The organism is Pseudomonas sp. CAM1A, assembly GCF_047501685.1.
Taxonomy (GTDB): domain Bacteria; phylum Pseudomonadota; class Gammaproteobacteria; order Pseudomonadales; family Pseudomonadaceae; genus Aquipseudomonas.
Window position 1 is genome coordinate 214,324 of the sequence record NZ_JBFNXP010000006.1, and the last position, 19,549, is coordinate 233,872.

Genomic DNA, 19,549 nt, shown 5'->3' on the forward strand with positions numbered 1-19,549 from the left:
GAGCGACCATGACCGCCTGCGCCCAAGCCGCCCCCCGCCTGCCTGCCCTGCTCGGCGCCGGCGAGACCCGCCTGTCGGCGGAGCAGATCTACCCCCGGCTGTTCGATGCCATCCTCGAACAACGCCTGCCACCCGGCAGCGCCCTGCCCGAGCAAGCGTTGGGCAATGCCTTCGGCGTCAGCCGCACGGTGATCCGCCGGGTGCTCGGGCGCCTGTCCGACCAGCAGGTGGTGGTGCAGCGCCCCAGCCATACCGCGCACCTGGCCGCCCCCGACCCTGAACAGGCGCGCCAGGTGCTTAGCGCCCGGCGCCTGGCCGAGACCACGCTGATCGGCCTGGCCACCCAACGCGCCCGCCCGGCGCAGATCCGGCAGTTGCGCCAGCTGGTCGAGCGCGAGCGCCAGCACCATGAACGCGGCGAACGCTGCACGGCGATCCGCCTGGGCGGCGAGTTCCACATGAAGCTGGCGCAGATGGCCGCCAACGCGCCGCTGGCGCGCTTTCTCAATGGCCTGGTACCGATGACCTCGCTGATCATCGCCCGCTACGAGTCACCGTGCTGCGAGCACTGCGCGTGGCAGGAGCACGCGGCGATCATCGATGCGGTGGAAAGCGGCGACGGCCAGGCCGCGCTGGGCCTGATGCATGAACATCTGGACCGCCTGGAAGCCAAGCTCGACCTGGATCAGACCGGCCGAGCATAGCGCTTGCGGTATTCGGCGGGGGTCACCCCGACATGCCGCATGAAGGCCCGCCGCAGAGTGTCAGCATTGGCGAAGCCGCACAGCGCCGCCACTTGCTTGGGCGCTTCCAGCCCGCCTTCCAGGCGTTCGCGCGCCGCATTGACCCGCGCCAATTCCACCCAGGCCGCCGGGGTCATGCCTACGTCGGCCTGGAACAGCCGGGCGAAATGCCGCGGGCTGAGGCCGACCCGCGCCGCCAGCTGGGCGACAGCATGATCCAGAGCCGGATTGGCCGCCACATAGCGCTGCAACCCCTGTAACGCCGAACGCCCCGCCGTCGACGTGGCGCCCTGGCGGCTGAACTGCAGCTGCCCGCCGGGGCGTTTGAAATACATCACCAGCTGGCTTGCCACCTGCTTGGCGACCTCGCGGCCCAGGTCTTCCTCCACCAACGCCAGGGCCAGGTCGAGCCCTGCGGTGACGCCTGCGGCGGTGCGCACCTTGCCGTCGTGCACCTGGATCGCGTCGGGCTCCACCGTGACCTGCGGATAACGCTGTGCCAGCGCCTCGGCCACCGCCCAGTGCGTGGTGATGCGCCGTTCATCGAGCAGGCCGGCAGCGGCCAGGGCGAAGGCGCCGGTACAGACCGAGCCGTAGCGCCGGCTGCTGTCGGCATGCTCGCGCAACCAATCGAGGATGCCGCTGCGCAGGTGCTGCCCGGCGGCGAGGGGCGTGCCGGCAATCAGCAACGTGTCGAAGGGGCCAAGGGCATCGCCGATCCAGCCGTCGGGCAACAGCCTGGCACCCGACGAGCTGACCAGCGGCCCGGGCTCGCACGCCAGAAGCGACAGGCGATAGGCCTCCCGCCCGGTCTGGCGGTTGGCCTCGGCAAACACGTCGAGGGGACCGCAGGCGTCGAGCAACTGCACGCCGGGCATGGCGAGGATGGCAAGGGTGATGGGCACACAAACTCCTGCGCACTGTACGCTCAAGGCACGTCTGAAGACAGCCGACAATGGCAGAATTTGATGCTTTACGTCAATTGAGGACATTCGCATGGCGCGGCAAGCTGGCCACCTCACCCACGAAGGAGCCATCACCATGTCTATCGCCGGCATCCACATCCCCGACACCGCCATGACCCGCGAGATCACCGAGCTGGTCCGCGACAGCGCTTCGCCGCTGCTGTTCCACCATTCCAGCCGCGTCTACTATTTCGCCGCCCTCGCCGGCCGGCGCCTGGGCCTGGAATACGACGCCGAGCTGCTGTACTGCGGCTGCATGTTCCACGACATGGGCCTGACCCACACCCACAGCAGCGACTGCTGCCGCTTCGAGGTCGATGGCGCCAACGCCGCCCGCGACTTCCTGCGGCAGCACCGCATCGACGAACGCGACATCGAACGGGTCTGGACGGCCATTGCCTTGCACACCACGCCGGGCATCCCCGAGCACATGCACCCGCTGATCGCGCTGGTCACCGCTGGCGTGGAAACCGATGTGCTCGGCCTGCACCACGAAGGCCTCGTCGCAGGCGAGCGCGACGCCGTGGTGGCGGCGCATCCGCGCGGCGAGCGCTTCAAGGAAGCAATCATCCAGGCTTTCTACGACGGTATCCGCGACAAGCCGCAGACCACGTTCGGCAACGTCAAGGCAGACGTCATCGCCGACAAGGAGCCGTCATTCCTCCCGGGCAATTTCTGCAGCATCATCCGCCAGTCGTGCTGGCCAAGCTGAACGCCACGGCCTCGACACCGGGCAGGATCTGCACCTCATCTCCCAGCGACCACTCCGCCGCCCGGGCTGCCAGGGCGGCGGGCACTCCCGGCGAGCCGCCAGGGCCGGGTGGCACGTCGTAGGTGGCGTGGGCATCGTGTGGCAACAACACCTCGAAGCCTCTTCGCAGCGCGGCTCGGGCGGTGGCCGCCAGGCACATCTCCGAGAGCAGGCCGCCCAGGGCCAGGTGGCGGACCCCAAGTTCATCGAGCAAGGTTTGCAACCCGGTTTCGAGGAAGCCATCGTCCTCGGTCTTGAACAGCACGTGCTCAGCCCGCGCCGGCGGGAAATACAACTGCCAGCCGGCACTGTGCGGGGCATCCGGGCTGCCCGGCGCACCGTCGTTCTGCAGGAAGATCACCGGCACCCCGGCCTGGCGGGCGCGGCCGAGCAAGCGGGCGATGCTCTGCTGCAGGGCCAGGTGGCCAGGTACCGCATCGGCGCCCTCCATGAAAGCGCACTGCACATCCACCAGCAGCAAGGCATCGGCCTCGGCACCCTTCATCAGCAGCTCTCCTGTTCGCGAACGCAATGCCGAGCATAGCGCAATGAACATGTCATCCAGCCCGCGATGAGGTCCTCAAGACAAACCTATACTTCGGATAATCACCAGCCTCTCGTCAAGGGGGCAGTCCGCGTGAAGTCGATCCTCGCGATGGTTCCGCTCTGCCTGCTGCTGGCCGTCGCCGGCTGCGCCGGCAAACGCCCACCTGCCCCGCCCCCGCCGCAGAACCTGCCACCAGCCGTCTGGCAGCGTATCGACCAGGACATCATCGAGGCCTCGGTCGCCGCAGCGGGCTCGGCCAACGACTACGCCCGGCGCTCGATGCGCGTGTGGAAAGAGCAAGTGCAGCAACGCACCGAAAACGACTTCATCCCTTGGTTCACCGGTTACTGGACCCAGCAATGGCTCACGCTCAAGGTCGCCTGGTACAAGATGAACAGTGGCAATGGCCAGGAACCCGCTGAAAAACGCCTGGGCCTGTATCTGCAGGAACAGTACCGCGAGCGGGTCATCGACCCGGTGGCCGAACAGATCAACCCCGAGGGTATCCGCGACCGCGCCAGCGAGCTGTACCTGCAACTGCTCGGCCAGCAACTGCCGACCATCATCCAGCGCTACAACGCCCCGCCCGAGCAGTTCAGTCAGCGCCTCAACCGCATCCCGATCATCGCCCTGGGCCCGCCGGATGCACGCAACGCCTCGCTCTACCAACTGCTGCGGGCCAAGTCGCTGGACCAACAGCTGGCCTGGCAGTCGCTGCGCCAGCACCTGCACCAACAGGCCGCCAAGGCCCCCGGGCAGACCGAGGCAGGGTTGTCGTCGGTGGCCACCCAGGCCAGCGAGAAACTCGGCGCCACCCTGGCGCCACGCGGTGCCGCCAGTGCCATCGCGGCGGCGGTGGGCAAGGCGGCGGGGGCATTGATCTCAGTGGCTGCAACCGGCTACGGCATCATCACCCACGACCGTGAACAGCCGCAGATGGTCGAGCAGCTGCGGGTGATCCTCAATGTGGCGCTGAACCAGGAATGGCAGGAGCTGATGGAGAATCGCCAGAGCGGCGCCATGGCCGGGGTGTATTACCTGTCAGGGCAGGTGGAGGACAGCTTGCTCGGGAGCCGGTCGCAGGAACCGTTGCTGATTCGCCTGCCGCCATGACCCCGCGCAAGTGGCTCGTTCAGGCAGTCGCCAGCGCCGAAGTCGGCAGCCCGAAGATGCGGTCGAACGCCCAGTTGTAGACGAAGGTGTAGCACGGCACCAGGATGATGAATGCCAGATCCACCATCAACGCCTCCAGAAGGGTCATGTCCAGCCACCAGGCAATCAGCGGGATCAGGTACACCACCAGGGTCAGCTGGAAGCCGATGGCATGCGCCACCCGCCGCCCGAGGCTGCGCCCGCGGGTGGCCTGGCGGCTCTCCCACCACTCGAAGAGGCTGTTGTAGATGAGGTTCCAGGCCATGGCGATGGTGGTGATCATCACCGCCAGGGGCCCGGTGTGCGAAGCCTGGGTGTCGGACAGGTAGGCCAGGCCCAGGGTCGACATGCACAGGCCGATCAGTTCATAGAAGGTCACGTAGACCAGTTTGCGTTTGAGTCCTTGCACGGGATTACCTTGTTGCGGATATGACGAAGGCGCGCAGAATGCATCAACAGGCTTGACAGAAAAAGTCGGCAGCTTTCAGATTTACTGAAAGGAGACTGCCATGAACTTTTCCAGCGATACCATCCTGCTGTTTCTCGCCGTGCTCGACCGCGGCTCGTTCTCGGCTGCCGCGCGAGCGCTCGGGCGTGTCCCCTCGGCGGTGAGCATGGCCATCGGCAACCTCGAGGCAGAGCTTGGCTACCCGCTGTTCGAGCGTGGGTCACGGGAGGCACGCCCGACCGCCCAGGCCCAGGCCCTGGAACCCCATGCCCGGTTGATCGCCGAACAACTGGGGCTGTTGGAGGTACATGCGTTGGAGCTTTCGCGTGGGCTGGAAAGCAGCCTGGCCATCGCCGTAGTCCCGGATATCGACCAGCGCCCGTTGCTCGGGGCCATCACCCGCCTGGGCGAGCGCTACCCGCTGCTGGACATCGAACTGCTCGCCGCCCCGCAGGAAGAGGCCCTGCAACTGCTCGACAGTGGCCGGGTGCATCTGTGCCTGGCCTTCGCCGGGCTGCAGGTGGACCCGCGACGCAGCTTCCAGCACATCGCCCTGGAGTCGCTGGTGGCCACCCTGTCGCCACACCACCCCGCGCTGCGCGAAGGGCGCATCCGCAACCTTGAAGACCTGGTCAACCTGCGCCAGATACTGGTGTGCAGCCGCGACCTGCCGTTGAGCGATCCCCGCTCGCTGATCGGCACCTCGCACTGGCGCACGGACAGCCTGGACCTGGCCCTGCAGATGGTCGAGGCTGGCCTGGGCTGGGGCGACCTGCCACTGGCGCGGGTGGCGCCGCTGCTTGCCGACGGACGCCTGGTGCGCCTGCAATTCCAGAACACCCGCAACGAACTGCAACTGCCGGTGAACGCCTTCTGGCTCAAGCAGCAACCCCTCGGCCAGGCGGCCAGGACGTTGGTGAGCCTGTTGGCTTCGAAATGATTTGTCACCCTGGCAGGCCAATTCGGCCAACTACTGCGACATTTAGTCTTTCAACATTTTTCAGAATCGGCCGATAGCGTTGCAACAGGCTCCGCCACTCGTGCCACAAGCACGCGGCGCCCTCCTTTCACTGGCTCAAGGTCTCGAAACATGAACCTGAAATTCCGCCACAAGATCCTGCTCAGTGCCTGCGCCGTCGTCGTACTGGCCTTCGCCCTGTTCACCCTCTACAACGACTACCTGCAACGCACCACCATTCGCCAGAACATCGAGTCGTCGGTGCGCCAGGCCGGCGCGCAGACCGCCAGCAGCGTGCAGAACTGGATGAGCGGGCGCATCCTGGTCCTGGAAAACCTGGCCCAGGACATCGCCCAGCAAGGCGCCGGCAGCAACGTGCCGGGCCTGGTCGACCAGCCGTCGTACACCAGCAACTTCCAGTTCACCTATTTCGGCCAGAACACCGGCCTGTTCACCCAGCGCCCCGACGCCAAGATGCCTGACGGCTACGACCCGCGTCAGCGCCCCTGGTACACCCAGGCCGTGGCCGCCAGCCAGACCATGCTGACCCCGCCCTACATGGCCGCAGTGGGTGGCCTGGTGGTGACCATCGCCATGCCGGTCAAGGCCAAGGGTAGCGGCGAGCTGATCGGCGTGGTCGGCGGCGACCTGAGCCTGAACACCCTGGTCGACATCATCAACGCCGTCGACTTCGGTGGCCTTGGCCACGCCTTCCTGGTCGACCGCAATGGCCAGGTGATCGTCAGCCCGGACAAGGACCGGGTGATGAAGAACCTCAAGGACATCTACCCAGGCTCCCCGCTGCGTGTCGAGTCCGGCATCCAGGAAGTCAGCCTCGATGGCAAGGACCGCATCATCTCCTTCGCCCCGGTGGACGGCCTGCCGTCGGCGCAGTGGTACATCGGCCTGTCGATCGATAAAGAAAAAGCCTACGCCCCGCTGAGCCAGTTCCGTACCTCGGCCATCATCGCCATGCTCATCGCCGTGGCCGTCATCGCCGGCCTGCTCGGCCTGCTGATCCCGGTGCTGATGCGCCCGCTGACCACCATGGGCCGCGCCATGCAGGACATCGCCGAAGGCGAAGGCGACCTGACCCGCCGCCTGACCGTCGAGCAGAAGGACGAGTTCGGCGAGCTGGCCACCTCGTTCAACCGTTTCGTCGAGCGTATCCACGCCTCGATCAGCGAAGTGTCCTCGGCCACCCGCCTGGTGCATGACCTGTCGGAAAAGGTCGTGGTCGCCTCCAACGCCTCGCTCACCGGCTCCGAAGAGCAGAGCATGCGCACTAACAGCGTCGCCGCGGCGATCAACGAACTGGGCGCCGCCACCCAGGAAATCGCCCGCAACGCCGCCGACGCCTCGCAGCACGCCAGCGGCGCCAGCGAACAGGCCAACGGTGGCCGCCAGGTGGTCGAAGAGGCGATCAGCGCCATGACCGCCCTGTCCGAGCGCATCAGCGAGTCCTGCGAGCAGATCGAGACCCTCAACGCCAGCACCGACGAAATCGGCAAGATCCTCGACGTGATCAAGGGCATCTCCCAGCAGACCAACCTGCTGGCGCTCAACGCCGCCATCGAGGCCGCCCGTGCCGGTGAAGCCGGGCGTGGTTTCGCCGTGGTTGCCGACGAAGTGCGCAACCTGGCCCACCGCACCCAGGAATCGGCCGAAGAGATCCACCGCATGATCACCAGCCTGCAAGTCGGCTCGCGTGAGGCGGTGCACACCATGAACACCAGCCAGGTCTCCAGCGAAGAGACCGTGCAGGTGGCCAACGAGGCCGGTGAGCGCCTGGCCAGTGTCACCCAGCGTATCGGCGAGATCGACGGCATGAACCAGTCGGTGGCCACCGCCACCGAAGAGCAGACCGCCGTGGTCGAGAGCCTGAACCTGGACATCACCCAGATCAACGCACTGAACCAGCAAGGGGTGGAGAACCTCAACGACACCCTGCGCCACTGCGACGCCCTCAGCCAGCAGGCCGGGCGCCTGAAGCAACTGGTGGGCAGCTTCCGCATCTGACCTGCCGCCCGCTCCTGTACGCGTTACAGGAGCGGGCTCACTTCGCGATCACGACCTTCGATCACAATCGGCAAATGCGCAGACGCGCTTCAGCTACTCGCCAAAGCCCCCTCACTCGCCAACGAACGCCTGCACCTCGATCTCCACATCGACCCCCAATGCCAACGCCGATGCCACCGTCGAACGCACCGGCAGCGCCGCGCCAAAGAACTCTTTGTAGGCCTCGTTGAAGCCGGCGAAATGGCTCATGTCCGACAGCCAGACCGTGCATTTGACCACCTGATCGAAACGCGCCCCACTCACTGCCAGGCTCTCGGCGATACGCTCGCAAGCCGCTCGAGTCTGGGTCTGGATATCACCGCGTACCACTTCGCCACTGGCGCTCATCGGCACCTGGCCGGACAGGAACAGGAAGCCCCCGGCCTTCACTGCACGGGAAAAAGGAAACGGCAGGCTGCTGGGAAAACGCTGGATGTCATTGCTCATGGAACGCTCCTTTCATGGTTGGCTGAATCGTGCCTGGGACAGTCGAGCGGGCCAGCTCCCGGTAAACCCACTCTTGTTAACCGTGGTTTTTCAGGACCGTACCGCCACAGCGTGGTTATAACCTAATAACGAACAAGTCTATTTGGCTATAAAAAAATCTATATGCTGGCACTCATCCGATCACGGGCAAGCTGGGCGTCGAGTAGCGTATGGATGTAGGTTCTTTCGGTTTCACCCTTGCGGGCCTGATCGTAGGCTTCATCGTCGGCATGACCGGCGTCGGCGGCGGTTCGCTGATGACCCCGATCCTGCTGTGGTTCGGCATCAACCCGGCCACCGCCGTGGGCACCGACCTGCTCTATGCCGCCATCACCAAAGCCAGCGGCGTCTGGGTGCATGGCCGCAACAAGAACATCGACTGGAAGATCACCGGCTGGCTGAGCCTGGGCAGCGTCCCGGCCGCCGCGCTGACCCTGTGGTTCCTCAGCACCCTGCATACCGACACTTCGGCGCTCAACGCCATCATCAAGCAGGGCTTGGCGGTGGTGCTGATCCTCACCGCCCTGGCGATCCTGTTCAAGTCGCGCCTGCAGGCCTTCGCCAGCAAGCACGCGGGCGATCACTACCACCTCAGCGACCGTACCCTGAACATCCTCACCGTGATCACCGGTGTGGTACTGGGCGTGATGGTCACCCTCACCTCCATCGGCGCCGGCGCGCTGGGCACCGTGGCGCTGTTCCTGCTCTACCCGTTCCTGGTCACCCGCCGCCTGGTCGGCACCGAGATCGCCCACGCCGTGCCGCTGACCCTGGTGGCCGGCCTGGGTCATGCCGGCATGGGCAACATGGACTGGTCGCTGCTGGGCTACCTGCTGCTGGGCTCGCTGCCGGGGATCTACCTGGGCAGCCACCTGACCGGTCGCATCTCCGACCGCGTGCTGCGGCCTTGCTTGGCCACCATGCTGCTATTGATCGGCTACAAGCTGGCGTTCTGAGCTGCGCGCGAGCAACGTTGTGCTACTCCTGCACACGCCATAGCACCGGCCAGAACTGCGGTTTCACATACCCGCAGCGATCGAGCCGCGCCACGCGCTCGGGGCGCATGCGCTCACCGTCGTAACGCCACTGCTGGATCAGCCCGCAACCACGCTCGAGCTGGCTTTTGTCAGCGGCAAACAATTGGCCGCTCTGCGCATCGAACGCTACATAGCCACTCAGACGCGGCGCCAGCAACGGCGTCGGCGCCTCGAAGGCCATTTCGCTGATCTGGTAAGGCGCGGCGCGGGACACCCGATACAGGTAGTTGGCGCAGAACTCGCCACTGCACCCCACGTTGAGAATGACCAGGACATTGGCAGCGTCCAGCGGGTGCACCTCGTAATGGCTATTGCTCATGCCCGGCACATCGCCTTCGACATTCGCCTGGCGTTTTACCGCCCTGCCGATTTCATGGGCCTGCTCGACGTTCATGCGCGGCGCGGCGACGAACGGTGGCAGCACCACGGTATCGGACGCGGCAGGCACATCGGCAGCGGGCGCATCTCCCACTCTCACCAGGGCATCGACGTGCCCGATCCGGCCCTGCACGGCATCGATGGCCAACAGCGCGCCACTGAGCCCCTGCAAGGACGCGACCAGCTCGCCATCCTCGGTCAATGAACTCAGGCGTGTACCGTTGCGCAACCGACGTATGAGCGCCAGCGCCTCATCGTCTTCCAGCAACAAGTCGAAGTCGTATTCAAGCTGGACGCGCTGCCAGTTGGCCGACAGTGCCTGCCCATCGAGCAGCACCTGTTCCGCAAACGCCGGGCCCACGCGCAGGATCAACTCGAGCGCGCCCTGTGGCCCCGCCTCGCGCCTTATGATGGTCTGCAGCCCGGCCATCAGGTCGTCGTCGATGGCCATTACCGCCGTGCAGGCACGGGTGTTGTCGCAGCCAACCGCCCAGTCCTTGATCTGCCGGTACATCGGCACCGCTTCGAGCGCTGCCTGGGCGTTCTCGGCCTGCACGACCGATGGCGTCATGAGCGTCAGCAGCAATGCCGCACGCGGGTGTTTCATCCATTGCATGGCGTTATCCCTGAAGTCCGTTTCGCGCGTTCAGCCTTCACTGCGCCAGAGTACCGGCCAACTGTCGGTGCCCACTTCGGCACAACGGTCCATCCGTGACAGCCTGAGCAAGCGCATGCGCATGCCATCGTAGCGCCAGCTTTCCTCCACTCCGCAACTGCCGGGGTAGTCGTCCTTGGCATAACTGTGAAGCTCGCCTTTGCCAGGGTAGAACTCGATGGCGTCGCGCATCCGGCTGATCACCACCGGGCTCGATGGCGCCTCGAACTCCAGCGGCCCAAGGGTGTAAGGCGCTTCACGCGACACCTTGTACAAGGCGTAGAGGCAGTGGAAGTCATTGCAGTTGTAGCTGAGCAATGCCAGTGCATGCTGGTCGTCCAGGGCATGCAGCTCAAGCTTGGGAGCGACATCGTATTCGTTGAGCAACTGGCCCTCGGCGGCCGCCTTGGCCATCACCACCTGGTTGATGCCCGCCTGATCCTCTGCACTCAAAGACCTGGCAGGGACAAAGGCCGGCACCCGAGGCTCGGCCGGGGTGGGTAGCTGGGCGTCGGCGACGCTGTCACCGGGACGCATCAGCGCACTGTAGTGGCCGACCCGGCCCTGCACCGCATCCATCAGCAGCAAGGCGGCGCTCAGCCCCTGCAGCGAACTCACCCGCTCCCCTGGCCGGGTGTCGTCCACCAGGCGCTGGCCATTGCGTAATTGGCGCAACACGGCATAGGCATCGGCGCCCTCCAGTTCCAGGGTGGTCTCGACACCGCGGGTCATGCGCCAGGGGGCGACCAGCAGTTGGCCGTCGAGCATGGGCTCGCCGGACCAGTCGGTGCTCCCCACCAGGGTCAGGTGCAGGTTGCCCCAGGCGCCCGCCTCGCGTTGCACCAGCATGCCCACGCGCATCCGCTCCGGGTGATCAGCCAGCACCGCGGTGCAGAAGCGCGTGTTGTCGCAGCCTACAATCCAGTCCTTGATCTCCCGGTATACCGGTACCGGCTCTGATTCCGTCGCGGCGGCCAGGCCCGGCAGCAACGCCAGCCCCAGGGCCAGCCAGTTCCATGTTGTTGCGCGCATCTTGCTGCATTCCTGTCTTGGCTGTGAAAACCTCGTTCCAGAGGCGGCGCAATGATTCCACAGTTCAAGGGCCAGGTGCGCAAAATCGGCAGTGGTGATTGCGCCGCCTGATCTGGCAGTATCGAATGCCCTAACACCAGAGCCGCCGTCATGTCCGCTACCGTCAGCCCGTTGCTGCTTGCCCTGCGCGAAGGTACCCGCGCCTGCCACGAGAGGCTCGAAGCGCGGCTGCCTTTCTTCTGCGAGGGCTTCGACCGCGCGGCCTACGCCGAGCTGCTCGGGGCCTACCATGGCTTTCATGCCCCGCTGGACTTACTGCTGGGCGCCTACCAGAGCGCCGAACGTCACAAGACGCCCACCCTGTCACGCGACCTGGGTGCCCTGGCCATCGATATCGAAGCGCTGCCCCGGTGCCATGCCCTGCCTCGCATCGATGACGAAGCCAGCGCGCTTGGGGTGATGTATGTACTGGAAGGCTCCACGCTCGGTGGCCAGGTGCTCAAGCGGGCCATGGCCGAACGCCTGGGTATCGACGCCGACAACGGCGGTGCGTTCCTCGACGTCTACGGCCCGCTGACCGGCGCACGCTGGCGCAGCTTCCTCGGTCGACTGGCTGGCGCCGATCCGGAGCTTGCCACCCAGGCACGGACGGTAAAGGCAGCGGTCGAGACCTTCACCTGCTTCGAGCAATGGCTCGAAGAGCGGCGCGTGCTGGTGTGCTGATCCCCCGCGCCGGGGCCCTCACCCGCGGCACTTGTTCAACAGCGACGTCACTGTGGGCGTCATGCTGATCGCCGCCCCGCACAATCCACCGCATAACAGCGCAAAGCCCAGCGCCCGCAACGGGTGCAAGGTATTGAAGAACGCCAGCACCAGCAGCACCAGCAACAGCGCCAGGCCATAGCGGACTGCCGCCCTTGGAATGGCCACCATCAGCAGGTTGAAGAGCACGAAGGCGTAGAACACCATCATCGTCGCCAAGCCGACGCTGACGCCTCGCGCCATGGGCGGGCCGACATGTTGCCGATACAGATCGAAGCCCAGGCTCAAGATAAAGGGAAAAGCCACACACACCAGTGCGTGCAGCAGGAAGCGGGAAAGCAACGGCAACATTCGTCCTTGATCCTGGAGTCGGCCATGAATTGTATATCGCCGTAAATGAAGAGGACGAATTTAAGGGGCCAGGCACCCCGGCACAAGCCTTGGAGAACCGCATCACCAGGAACGGGCCGCACCTGCGGCCCTTCTACCAGAGCGCTAGTCTGGCTCATCGTAAGTGACCCGGCCCAATGACCAAGGCTCTACGATTTCACTTACGATGTTGCGCAGCAATGAACCCCATCCTTTGCGATTGTGTGCACCGGGTCCCATCAGCCTCAACATCAAGTACTCGTCCAGATACTCGTCATAGGCATAGATCAACCAATAGTCGTTGTCGGGCTCGTCGACGCGATGTGTCCGACGAAATGGCTCGTCGATAGACGCCCAACGCAACATGACGGATTGAGAGGTGGCCAGATGGATATGGTAAAGCTGGAATTTGTCTTCGAGTGGTGCGTCCCTACCAAACGTCTTCGGCTGAATTCCACCGACCTTATAGGCATGGAAATCGACGTAGAGATCGTACCAATCTTCAAATCCCAGCTTGAACAGCTCGGAGACTTTGACAGACGGCACGGTCCCTCACTTGGTTACAGGCAGCTTTCCATGCTTTTCGACATAATCAAGCAGCGCCTCGCTTGAACGGGCACCTTGGCGAAGGACCTCCTCGTCACTTTTGCCACTTCGCTTTTGCTTGGGAACAAAGGTATTGTCCTGCTTTGCAGGCGCGTATCGAGCCATGACTACCTCCAGTACGCTGATGGATTGATGCTACGTGCTCGGAGCGACCACCTCAAATTGCTTGCGACTATCGGGAGCCCCTGCCCACGCCACAGTGCAAAGCGTAGTCCGCGCCACCGGCTACTGGCCGTGGGATTTGCAACAGATCCTTTCTTCACGCCCCTGTATATACCTTCCTGCGAGCCCCGACATGAACGTCATTGCCTGTGATCTGCACCACCTGGACGCCGCCGCGGACCTCTTCAACCAGTACCGGATGTTCTACCAGGAGGCGGATGACCTCCCCGCTTCCCGCGCATTCCTCAAGGCCAACCTCGAAACCGGTAACTCGCGCATCTACCTGCTGCTGGACGACGAGGGTCAGGCCATCGCCTTTGCCCAGCTGTACCCGGCCACCTGCTCGCTGGCGATGAAGCGCTTCTACTGGCTGTATGACCTGTTCGTCGTCCCCCGCGCCCGCAGGGGCGGACATGCCCGTTACCTGATGCAGCAACTGATCGGGATCTTCCAGGCCGAGGGCGCGCAGCGGTTGAGCCTGGACACCGCCAGGACCAACCGCGCCGCCCAGGCGCTGTATGAGTCGCTGGGGTATGAGGCCGAGCAGGACTTCGTGACCTATCACAAGATGCTCGATCACTGAGGCCTGCACGCCGGCCGTGCGCCATCGGATAAGCGGGCTTGGCGTATACGTACAACGTTCTGTACATTCTCAGGCAACTCCCGGGTCGAGCATCCTTGGTCAGGTATCAGTCAAAAATGCCCTACGCAAGCCTCGGCCAGGTCCTGCATCAAGCCTTGCACGCCCGTGGTACATGATGTGTTCAGAAAGGAACAGCCAATGAACGTACTCACTTTCAGCCAGGCCCGCGCCAGCCTGAAACAGGCGATGGATGATGTCTGTCGCGACCATGAGCCGACGGTCATTACCCGGCAACGTGGCGAGCCGGTAGTCCTGCTTTCTTTGGACGACTACAACGCCATGGCCGAAACCATGTACCTGCTGGGCAGCGAAAACAATGCGTCTCGGCTGCGCCAGTCCATTGCTCAGCACAAGGCTGGAAATACCTTCAGCAAGGACATTCCGTTGCATGACGCAGAAGCAGAAACGGCAGAACAAGGCTGAGGCCCGCAACGCCATCAAGGTGTCCTTCACGCCAATCGGCTGGGAGGACTTCGTGTACTGGCAGTCGGCCGACGCCAAGGTCCTCGGCAGGGTGCTGTCCCTGATCGACGAGTGCTGCCGCTCGCCCTTCAAGGGCACGGGTAAACCCGAGCCATTGAAAGGCGACCTGACCGGTTACTGGTCGCGGCGGATCAACAAGGAGCATCGCTTCGTCTACTACTACGAAACTGGTGCACTGACTGTGCTGGCCTGCAGGTTTAACTACTAGCAGCCCTGCAACGTCTGTTCAGCCTCGCTCTATCCCATCCAGCACAGTCGACGCCAAGGCCAGCCCTTTCTCCAGGGAGTTCTCCGTCGCCACCAGCAGACTGCGCAGTGGTTCGCTGGCTTTTTCGAGGGCCATTGCGTTGGTTTCGTAGGCTGCCTGCAACGCCGCTACCGCGCACACCAGCGCATCCTCGCCATCAATGCCGGCATGCACCGAGAACATCGGTGGATGGGCGTCGTGGCACGTGCCGAAATGGGCGTGGGCCGTGGTGGGGCGGGAGGTTCGAGGGGTCGTATCGAGGGTCATGGGCGAACCTCCCCGGGCAAAACGCGGGGTGGATCGGGCACGATTTTCAGCATGGTTCAGCACTCCTGTACCGTCATGGGAAAACTGCCTGAATCCGCTTGCACTCGAATAGGTGGCAGCTATACGCAGGTGTGCAAGACCGAGGGTACAGGAACTCGGCAGGCCCAAGAGCCTCCCACGCATAGCCGCCATTGAAGACCCTGAACCGCAGACTGCCGGCAAGGCCTATAAGCGCTTTCGCGTTGTACCTGAACGGGCTTGCACACCCTGTCGTTGAATGGGCAACGACAGGGCGAGACTAAGGAATGCGACTGGCCAGAACAATAGCTGAAAGGCCGCAAAAGCATGCTTGGGAAACGTCCTACATCAAATAGGGAAAGTCTGAGTAATCCGCTGGAAACAACTGTTCAGGCCTCATCGCGGGGCAAGCCCGCTCCCACGCCACACCCTGCAACCTGCCCTGCAAGTCAGGACAATTTCTTATTTTCCTGTACACGAAATATCTACTAAAGGTTTATATTCCGCCCGCCGAAACAGAAAAGGTAGCAAGTGGCCACCCCTCCATCGAAGCGGCCATGTACACCCTTCACTCTCACGGATGGGCGTCACGATGAAAATAAAAAACAAACTGATCCTGGCCTTCGTACTGGTGGCCTTCATCCCGGTGGCCCTGGTCGGCGGGATCTCGGTGCTGAACACCCGCAGCGAGGCGGTCGACCAATTCCTCGACGGAAGCACCCGGGAAATCCGCCAGATCGACGGCAACATGCGCCAGTTCTTCGATGGCACGCTGCAGAACGTCGATCAAATGGCCAAGGATCCTGTATACACCTCGGTCACCTCGCTCAAGGACTACACCGGCGCCGATGCCGCCCGCCAGCCGATGCCCGAGGCTGCGCAACGGGTCATCGACGCCTTCGCCCGCTACGGCACCACTCACCCGGCGGCGGCGATCCTTTCAATCGGCCTGGAAGACGGCAGCTACGCCAAATGGCCGGATGACCCACAGCTGGCCAAGTACGACCCGCGCACCCGCCCCTGGTACAAGGCCGCCATGGCCAGCCCGGGCAAGACCGTGCGCACCGCCGCCTACTACTACGACAAGGACGACGTGGCCCTGGTCGGCACCGCCCGGGCGCTGCTCGACGAGGCTGGCAAGGCCAAGGGCGTGTTCGTGGTCAGCGTGTCGCTGAAGAACCTCACCGAGCTGGTCAAGAGCATCAAGCTGGGCGACAGCGGCTACGTGATGCTGATCGAGGACGGCACCGTGCTGGTCGACCCGCGCAATGCCGGGCACGGTTTCAAGCAGCTCAAGGACCTCGGCGCGCCGTACGCGGCATTGGCCGCTACCGAGCAAGGCTCCACCGAGGTGGTGATAGACGGCGTGCGCTACATGGCCAACGTGTGGACCTCGCCAGGCCTGGGCTGGCGCTTCGTCGGCCTGATCGAGTACGACGAAGTGATGGCTGCGGCCACGCGCATGACCTATGTCACCGCGCTGATCGTGGTGGTGCTGGCCCTGGTCTTCGCCCTGGTGGCGGCGGCGTTCTCGCGGGTGATCGTCAAGCCGATCGGCCAGGTCAGCATCGGCCTGCAGTCGATCGCCGAAGGTGAAGGCGACCTGCGCCGCGACCTGCAGGTGCAGGGCAAGGACGAAACCGCCGAGTTGGCCGGCTGGTTCAACAAGTTCCTCGCCGCCATCCGCCAGCTGATCCAGCGCATCGGCGCGGCCTCGACCAACCTGCACGACGCCTCGCGCAGCAACAGCGAGATGGCCGGCAACATGAACGAGGCCGCCGGGCGTCAGCGCGAGGCGGTGGAGCTGGTGTCCACTGCCTTCAACGAGATGGTCGCCACCGCCAACGAAGTGGCGCGTTCGTGCAGCAGCGCCGCCGACGCCGCCGAGCACGGCCACCGTCGGGTGGCCGAGGGCAAGCAGCAGATCGAGGCGACCACCGACAACGTCAATCGCCTGGGCCGACGCCTGAGCGAGTCATCCCAGGCCATGGTCGAGCTGGAAGAAGGCAGCCGCAGCATCAACCAGATCCTCGGCACCATCCGCGCCATCGCCGAGCAGACCAACCTGCTGGCACTGAACGCCGCCATCGAGGCGGCCCGGGCCGGCGACCAGGGCCGCGGCTTCGCCGTGGTGGCCGATGAAGTGCGGGCGCTGGCCAAGCGCACCGCCGACTCCACTGGCGAGATCGACCAGCTGCTCAACGCCCTCGGCGGCAAGACCCAGGAGGTCTCGCAGAAGATGGAAAGCTGCCTGGACCTGTCGCGGGCCAGCGTGTCGTCAATCGAAAGCGCGCGGGACAGTTTCGAGGGCATCCAGCTCTCGGTGAACGAGATCCGCGACCAGAACCTGCAGATCTCCGCCGCCGCCGAGGAGCAGCACAGCGTGGCCGAGGAGATCAACCGGCACATCCAGCAGATCTACGACGAGGCGCGACTGGTCGAGGGGCTGGCCAGTTCTGCGCAAGCCGACTCTGGCAGGCTGGCACAGCTGTCGGATGAGCTGAACGGGTTGGTGGGGCGCTTCAAGTCATAGGCATCCAAAAGCTGGGGCCGCAAAGCGGCCCCTTCGCCGCGATGACGTCAGCCCGCCCTGGGCAAATCGGCCAACACGCCTTCGATCTCCCCTAGCACTGCCGGATCATCCAGCGTCGATGGCGCCGTGTAGTCCTGGCCATCGGCGATCTTGCGCAGCACCGCCCGCAGGATCTTGCCAGAGCGGGTCTTGGGCAGGCGCTTGACCAGGCGTACGCGATTGAAGCAGGCCAGTGCGCCGATCTGTTCGCGCACATCCGCCACCAATTCGCCCTGCAGTTGCGCCTCGCCAATGCCCTGCCCATCCTTGAGCACCACCAGCGCCAATGGCACCTGGCCCTTGATCTCGTCGTGCACACCAATCACCGCGCACTCGGCCACCGCCGGATGACGCGCCACCAGGTCCTCCATTTCCCCGGTCGACAAGCGATGCCCCGAGACATTGATCACGTCATCGGTGCGCCCCATGATGTAGACGAAGCCGTCTTCGTCCAGGTAGCCGCCGTCGCCGGTGTGGTAGTAACCGGGGTAGCTCTGCAGGTAGGCCTGCAGGTAGCGTTGGTGATCGCCCCAGAGCGTCTGGCTGCAACCCGGCGGCAATGGCAGGCCGATCACGATGGCGCCCTGCTGATTGGGCCCCAACGGCTTGCCTTCGTCATCCAGCACCTGCACGTGGTACCCCGGCACCGCCCGGTTGCTCGAGCCCGGCCGCGCCGCGCTGCCTTCGAGCCCGACACAGGGCGCGGTCACCGGCCAGCCGGTCTCGGTCTGCCACCAATGGTCATGCACCGGCTTGCCGCTGACCCGCTCGAGCCATTCATGGGTGCTGGAGTCGAGTTTCTCCCCGGCCAGGAACAGTTGGCGCAACGAATCGAGATTGTGACGGCGGATCAGCGCGCCTTCCGGGTCTTCCTTACGGATCGCGCGCATGGCGGTGGGCGCGCAGAACAAGCCGTTGACCTGGTACTGCTCCACCACTCGCCAGTAAGCCGAAGCGTCCGGGGTGCGGATCGGCTTACCCTCGTAGAACACCGTGGTGCACCCGCTCATCAGTGGCCCGTAGACGATCAGCGAGTGGCCCACCACCCAGCCAACGTCGGAGATCCCCCACCACACATCCCCTGCCCGCATGCCGTAGACATGACGCATGGCATAACACAACGCCACTGCGTTGCCGCCGTTTTCACGGACGATACCCTTGGGTTTGCCGGTGGTGCCGGAGGTGTACATGATGTACAGCGGATCGCCCGCGTCCAGTTCGACAGGGGCGACCGGCGTGGCCCCGAGCAAGGCCTGCTGCCAGTCCAGATCACGCCCGGGCTGCAGCTGCGCGCTCGCCTGCGGGCGCTGCAACACCAGCACTTGCCGTGGTTGGTGGCGGGCCAACTGCAGGGCGCGATCGACCAGCGGCTTGTATTCGATCACGCGGTCGAACTCCAGGCCGCAGGAAGCCGTCAGCAGCAGGGCCGGCCGGGCATCGTCGATGCGCAGGGCCAGCTCGTTTGCGGCAAAGCCGCCGAACACTACGGAATGCACCGCGCCAATGCGGGCGCAGGCGAGCATGGCCATGGCGGCCTGGGGCACCATCGGCATGTAAATGATCACGCCGTCGCCCTTGCGCACACCCAACGAACGCAACAGCCCCGCCAAGCGGGCCACTTGATCACGCAGCTGGTGATAGGTGAACGTCTGTTGCACGCCAGTCACTGGCGAGTCGTAGATCAGCGCCAGTTGTTCACCGCGCCCCTGCTCGATCTGATGGTCAAGGGCCAGGTAGCAACTGTTGAGGCGGCCATCGGCGAACCAACGATGGGTACCATCGGCGTTCTGCTGCAAGGTGACGGTCGGCTTGCGCTGCCAGGCGAGCTGTTCGGCCTGGGCCTGCCAGAAGCTGGCGGGCTCGGAAATGGAATGGGCGTAGCTGTGCTGATAGGTCATTGGTTCGCAACCCGGTACTTGTTGTTATAGAAGGGCGAATCTTGAGTATGGACCGAGGCCGGCCAGCCGCCATCGGACTTAAGTCGCAACCCATATGCACATTTGCCGTACCTGAGCGTTTGCAATGGCCGGTTTGTCGGCGTTAACGCTCCGGCTTTTTCCAGGCACAAAGACAAAACCCCTACCTGCTCGCGCAGATAGGGGTTTTGCGAAATGAATCTTGACGATGACCTACTCTCACATGGGGAAACCCCACACTACCATCGGCGATGCATCGTTTCACTGCTGAGTTCGGGATGGGATCAGGTGGTT

The 19,549-nt window shown here is 64.3% G+C and carries 22 protein-coding genes and 1 rRNA gene; 11 read left to right on the forward strand and 12 right to left on the reverse strand.

What is annotated here, in order from left to right; genetic code table 11:
- The first annotated feature begins 8 nt into the window (after positions 1 to 8).
- A complete protein-coding gene (locus ABZO33_RS16545) occupies positions 9 to 704 on the forward strand; it encodes a GntR family transcriptional regulator (protein ID WP_414536903.1) in 696 nt (231 codons plus the stop codon).
- Here ABZO33_RS16545 and ABZO33_RS16550 read toward each other — a convergent pair.
- On the reverse strand, positions 686 to 1,648 hold the full coding sequence (locus tag ABZO33_RS16550) for a GlxA family transcriptional regulator (RefSeq protein ID WP_414536904.1): 963 nt from the start codon (positions 1,646 to 1,648) through the stop codon (positions 686 to 688). The genes ABZO33_RS16545 and ABZO33_RS16550 overlap by 19 nt on opposite strands.
- A gap of 130 nt (positions 1,649 to 1,778) precedes the next feature.
- Here ABZO33_RS16550 and ABZO33_RS16555 point away from each other — a divergent pair, with 130 nt between their 5' ends.
- A complete protein-coding gene (locus tag ABZO33_RS16555; protein ID WP_414536926.1) occupies positions 1,779 to 2,420 on the forward strand; it encodes an HD domain-containing protein in 642 nt (213 codons plus the stop codon).
- On the opposite strand, the gene ABZO33_RS16560 is transcribed toward ABZO33_RS16555, so the two are convergent.
- Positions 2,392 to 2,964 carry an isochorismatase family protein gene (locus tag ABZO33_RS16560; RefSeq protein ID WP_414536905.1) on the reverse strand — a complete coding sequence of 191 codons (573 nt, stop codon included), beginning with the start codon at positions 2,962 to 2,964 and terminating at the stop codon, positions 2,392 to 2,394. The genes ABZO33_RS16555 and ABZO33_RS16560 overlap by 29 nt on opposite strands.
- 150 nt (positions 2,965 to 3,114) lie before the next feature.
- Between ABZO33_RS16560 and ABZO33_RS16565 the strand changes: the two genes are divergently transcribed.
- The gene (locus ABZO33_RS16565) at positions 3,115 to 4,119 is read left to right on the forward strand and encodes a hypothetical protein (protein WP_414536927.1); all 1,005 of its coding nucleotides are present in this window, start codon (positions 3,115 to 3,117) and stop codon (positions 4,117 to 4,119) included.
- 19 nt (positions 4,120 to 4,138) lie between these two features.
- On the opposite strand, the gene ABZO33_RS16570 is transcribed toward ABZO33_RS16565, so the two are convergent.
- Positions 4,139 to 4,567, reverse strand: coding sequence for a PACE efflux transporter (locus ABZO33_RS16570; RefSeq protein ID WP_414536906.1), 429 nt, complete (start codon positions 4,565 to 4,567; stop codon positions 4,139 to 4,141).
- Positions 4,568 to 4,667: 100 nt separating this feature from the next.
- On the opposite strand from ABZO33_RS16570, the gene ABZO33_RS16575 reads away from it, so the two are divergent.
- Together ABZO33_RS16575 and mcpA are read left to right on the forward strand one after the other, a co-directional pair.
- Positions 4,668 to 5,546 carry a LysR family transcriptional regulator gene (locus tag ABZO33_RS16575; protein WP_414536907.1) on the forward strand — a complete coding sequence of 293 codons (879 nt, stop codon included), beginning with the start codon at positions 4,668 to 4,670 and terminating at the stop codon, positions 5,544 to 5,546.
- A gap of 150 nt (positions 5,547 to 5,696) precedes the next feature.
- On the forward strand, positions 5,697 to 7,583 hold the full coding sequence (mcpA, locus tag ABZO33_RS16580; protein ID WP_414536908.1) for a methyl-accepting chemotaxis protein McpA: 1,887 nt from the start codon (positions 5,697 to 5,699) through the stop codon (positions 7,581 to 7,583).
- A 111-nt stretch (positions 7,584 to 7,694) separates the two neighbouring features.
- Here the strand turns inward: mcpA and ABZO33_RS16585 are convergent, their stop codons facing one another.
- Positions 7,695 to 8,069 (reverse strand): RidA family protein, encoded by a 375-nt coding sequence (locus tag ABZO33_RS16585; protein WP_414536909.1) that lies wholly within the window; start codon positions 8,067 to 8,069, stop codon positions 7,695 to 7,697.
- A gap of 209 nt (positions 8,070 to 8,278) precedes the next feature.
- Here ABZO33_RS16585 and ABZO33_RS16590 point away from each other — a divergent pair, with 209 nt between their 5' ends.
- Positions 8,279 to 9,064 carry a sulfite exporter TauE/SafE family protein gene (locus ABZO33_RS16590; RefSeq protein WP_110704593.1) on the forward strand — a complete coding sequence of 262 codons (786 nt, stop codon included), beginning with the start codon at positions 8,279 to 8,281 and terminating at the stop codon, positions 9,062 to 9,064.
- 22 nt (positions 9,065 to 9,086) lie between these two features.
- Here the strand turns inward: ABZO33_RS16590 and ABZO33_RS16595 are convergent, their stop codons facing one another.
- Both ABZO33_RS16595 and ABZO33_RS16600 read right to left on the reverse strand, forming a co-directional pair.
- Positions 9,087 to 10,139, reverse strand: a complete 1,053-nt coding sequence (locus ABZO33_RS16595; protein ID WP_414536910.1) for a DUF1176 domain-containing protein — start codon at positions 10,137 to 10,139, stop codon at positions 9,087 to 9,089.
- A 30-nt stretch (positions 10,140 to 10,169) separates the two neighbouring features.
- Entirely contained in the window at positions 10,170 to 11,210 is a 1,041-nt protein-coding gene (locus ABZO33_RS16600; protein WP_414536911.1) for a DUF1176 domain-containing protein, read from the reverse strand.
- A 150-nt stretch (positions 11,211 to 11,360) separates the two neighbouring features.
- On the opposite strand from ABZO33_RS16600, the gene ABZO33_RS16605 reads away from it, so the two are divergent.
- Positions 11,361 to 11,933: a biliverdin-producing heme oxygenase gene (locus ABZO33_RS16605; protein WP_414536912.1), complete on the forward strand. Its 573-nt coding sequence runs from the start codon at positions 11,361 to 11,363 to the stop codon at positions 11,931 to 11,933.
- Between the two features lie 18 nt (positions 11,934 to 11,951).
- On the opposite strand, the gene ABZO33_RS16610 is transcribed toward ABZO33_RS16605, so the two are convergent.
- The 3 genes from ABZO33_RS16610 to ABZO33_RS16620 form a co-directional block, all read right to left on the reverse strand.
- On the reverse strand, positions 11,952 to 12,323 hold the full coding sequence (locus tag ABZO33_RS16610; protein ID WP_414536913.1) for a hypothetical protein: 372 nt from the start codon (positions 12,321 to 12,323) through the stop codon (positions 11,952 to 11,954).
- A gap of 144 nt (positions 12,324 to 12,467) precedes the next feature.
- On the reverse strand, positions 12,468 to 12,887 hold the full coding sequence (locus ABZO33_RS16615) for a type II toxin-antitoxin system YafO family toxin (RefSeq protein ID WP_414536914.1): 420 nt from the start codon (positions 12,885 to 12,887) through the stop codon (positions 12,468 to 12,470).
- A gap of 6 nt (positions 12,888 to 12,893) precedes the next feature.
- The gene (locus ABZO33_RS16620) at positions 12,894 to 13,052 is read right to left on the reverse strand and encodes a hypothetical protein (protein WP_156177521.1); all 159 of its coding nucleotides are present in this window, start codon (positions 13,050 to 13,052) and stop codon (positions 12,894 to 12,896) included.
- A gap of 190 nt (positions 13,053 to 13,242) precedes the next feature.
- Between ABZO33_RS16620 and ABZO33_RS16625 the strand changes: the two genes are divergently transcribed.
- From ABZO33_RS16625 to ABZO33_RS16635, 3 genes are all read left to right on the forward strand, one after another.
- A complete protein-coding gene (locus ABZO33_RS16625) occupies positions 13,243 to 13,692 on the forward strand; it encodes an N-acetyltransferase family protein (protein ID WP_414536915.1) in 450 nt (149 codons plus the stop codon).
- Between the two features lie 198 nt (positions 13,693 to 13,890).
- The gene (locus tag ABZO33_RS16630) at positions 13,891 to 14,175 is read left to right on the forward strand and encodes a type II toxin-antitoxin system Phd/YefM family antitoxin (protein WP_414536916.1); all 285 of its coding nucleotides are present in this window, start codon (positions 13,891 to 13,893) and stop codon (positions 14,173 to 14,175) included.
- Positions 14,141 to 14,443, forward strand: coding sequence for a Txe/YoeB family addiction module toxin (locus ABZO33_RS16635; RefSeq protein WP_414536917.1), 303 nt, complete (start codon positions 14,141 to 14,143; stop codon positions 14,441 to 14,443). Before ABZO33_RS16630 ends, ABZO33_RS16635 begins: the two co-directional genes overlap by 35 nt.
- A gap of 18 nt (positions 14,444 to 14,461) precedes the next feature.
- On the opposite strand, the gene ABZO33_RS16640 is transcribed toward ABZO33_RS16635, so the two are convergent.
- Positions 14,462 to 14,749, reverse strand: a complete 288-nt coding sequence (locus ABZO33_RS16640; RefSeq protein ID WP_414536918.1) for a hypothetical protein — start codon at positions 14,747 to 14,749, stop codon at positions 14,462 to 14,464.
- Between the two features lie 610 nt (positions 14,750 to 15,359).
- On the opposite strand from ABZO33_RS16640, the gene ABZO33_RS16645 reads away from it, so the two are divergent.
- Positions 15,360 to 17,300, forward strand: a complete 1,941-nt coding sequence (locus ABZO33_RS16645) for a methyl-accepting chemotaxis protein (protein WP_414536919.1) — start codon at positions 15,360 to 15,362, stop codon at positions 17,298 to 17,300.
- A 47-nt stretch (positions 17,301 to 17,347) separates the two neighbouring features.
- On the opposite strand, the gene ABZO33_RS16650 is transcribed toward ABZO33_RS16645, so the two are convergent.
- Together ABZO33_RS16650 and rrf are read right to left on the reverse strand one after the other, a co-directional pair.
- Positions 17,348 to 19,237: a propionyl-CoA synthetase gene (locus ABZO33_RS16650; RefSeq protein WP_414536920.1), complete on the reverse strand. Its 1,890-nt coding sequence runs from the start codon at positions 19,235 to 19,237 to the stop codon at positions 17,348 to 17,350.
- A 218-nt stretch (positions 19,238 to 19,455) separates the two neighbouring features.
- Positions 19,456 to 19,549: ribosomal RNA gene (gene rrf, locus ABZO33_RS16655) — 5S ribosomal RNA — on the reverse strand; the annotation flags it as partial.

Coding starts and splice junctions, on each gene's coding strand:
- mcpA (WP_414536908.1), top strand. CDS start 5,697: ATGAACCTGAAATTCCGCCACAAGATCCTGCTCAGTGCCTGCGCCGTC.
- ABZO33_RS16635 (WP_414536917.1), top strand. CDS start 14,141: ATGACGCAGAAGCAGAAACGGCAGAACAAGGCTGAGGCCCGCAACGCC.
- ABZO33_RS16605 (WP_414536912.1), top strand. CDS start 11,361: ATGTCCGCTACCGTCAGCCCGTTGCTGCTTGCCCTGCGCGAAGGTACC.
- ABZO33_RS16565 (WP_414536927.1), top strand. CDS start 3,115: ATGGTTCCGCTCTGCCTGCTGCTGGCCGTCGCCGGCTGCGCCGGCAAA.
- ABZO33_RS16545 (WP_414536903.1), top strand. CDS start 9: ATGACCGCCTGCGCCCAAGCCGCCCCCCGCCTGCCTGCCCTGCTCGGC.
- ABZO33_RS16575 (WP_414536907.1), top strand. CDS start 4,668: ATGAACTTTTCCAGCGATACCATCCTGCTGTTTCTCGCCGTGCTCGAC.
- ABZO33_RS16650 (WP_414536920.1), bottom strand. CDS start 19,237: ATGACCTATCAGCACAGCTACGCCCATTCCATTTCCGAGCCCGCCAGC.
- ABZO33_RS16595 (WP_414536910.1), bottom strand. CDS start 10,139: ATGCAATGGATGAAACACCCGCGTGCGGCATTGCTGCTGACGCTCATG.
- ABZO33_RS16585 (WP_414536909.1), bottom strand. CDS start 8,069: ATGAGCAATGACATCCAGCGTTTTCCCAGCAGCCTGCCGTTTCCTTTT.
- ABZO33_RS16620 (WP_156177521.1), bottom strand. CDS start 13,052: ATGGCTCGATACGCGCCTGCAAAGCAGGACAATACCTTTGTTCCCAAG.
- ABZO33_RS16630 (WP_414536916.1), top strand. CDS start 13,891: ATGAACGTACTCACTTTCAGCCAGGCCCGCGCCAGCCTGAAACAGGCG.
- ABZO33_RS16590 (WP_110704593.1), top strand. CDS start 8,279: ATGGATGTAGGTTCTTTCGGTTTCACCCTTGCGGGCCTGATCGTAGGC.
- ABZO33_RS16600 (WP_414536911.1), bottom strand. CDS start 11,210: ATGCGCGCAACAACATGGAACTGGCTGGCCCTGGGGCTGGCGTTGCTG.
- ABZO33_RS16645 (WP_414536919.1), top strand. CDS start 15,360: ATGAAAATAAAAAACAAACTGATCCTGGCCTTCGTACTGGTGGCCTTC.
- ABZO33_RS16610 (WP_414536913.1), bottom strand. CDS start 12,323: ATGTTGCCGTTGCTTTCCCGCTTCCTGCTGCACGCACTGGTGTGTGTG.
- ABZO33_RS16625 (WP_414536915.1), top strand. CDS start 13,243: ATGAACGTCATTGCCTGTGATCTGCACCACCTGGACGCCGCCGCGGAC.
- ABZO33_RS16560 (WP_414536905.1), bottom strand. CDS start 2,964: ATGAAGGGTGCCGAGGCCGATGCCTTGCTGCTGGTGGATGTGCAGTGC.
- ABZO33_RS16640 (WP_414536918.1), bottom strand. CDS start 14,749: ATGACCCTCGATACGACCCCTCGAACCTCCCGCCCCACCACGGCCCAC.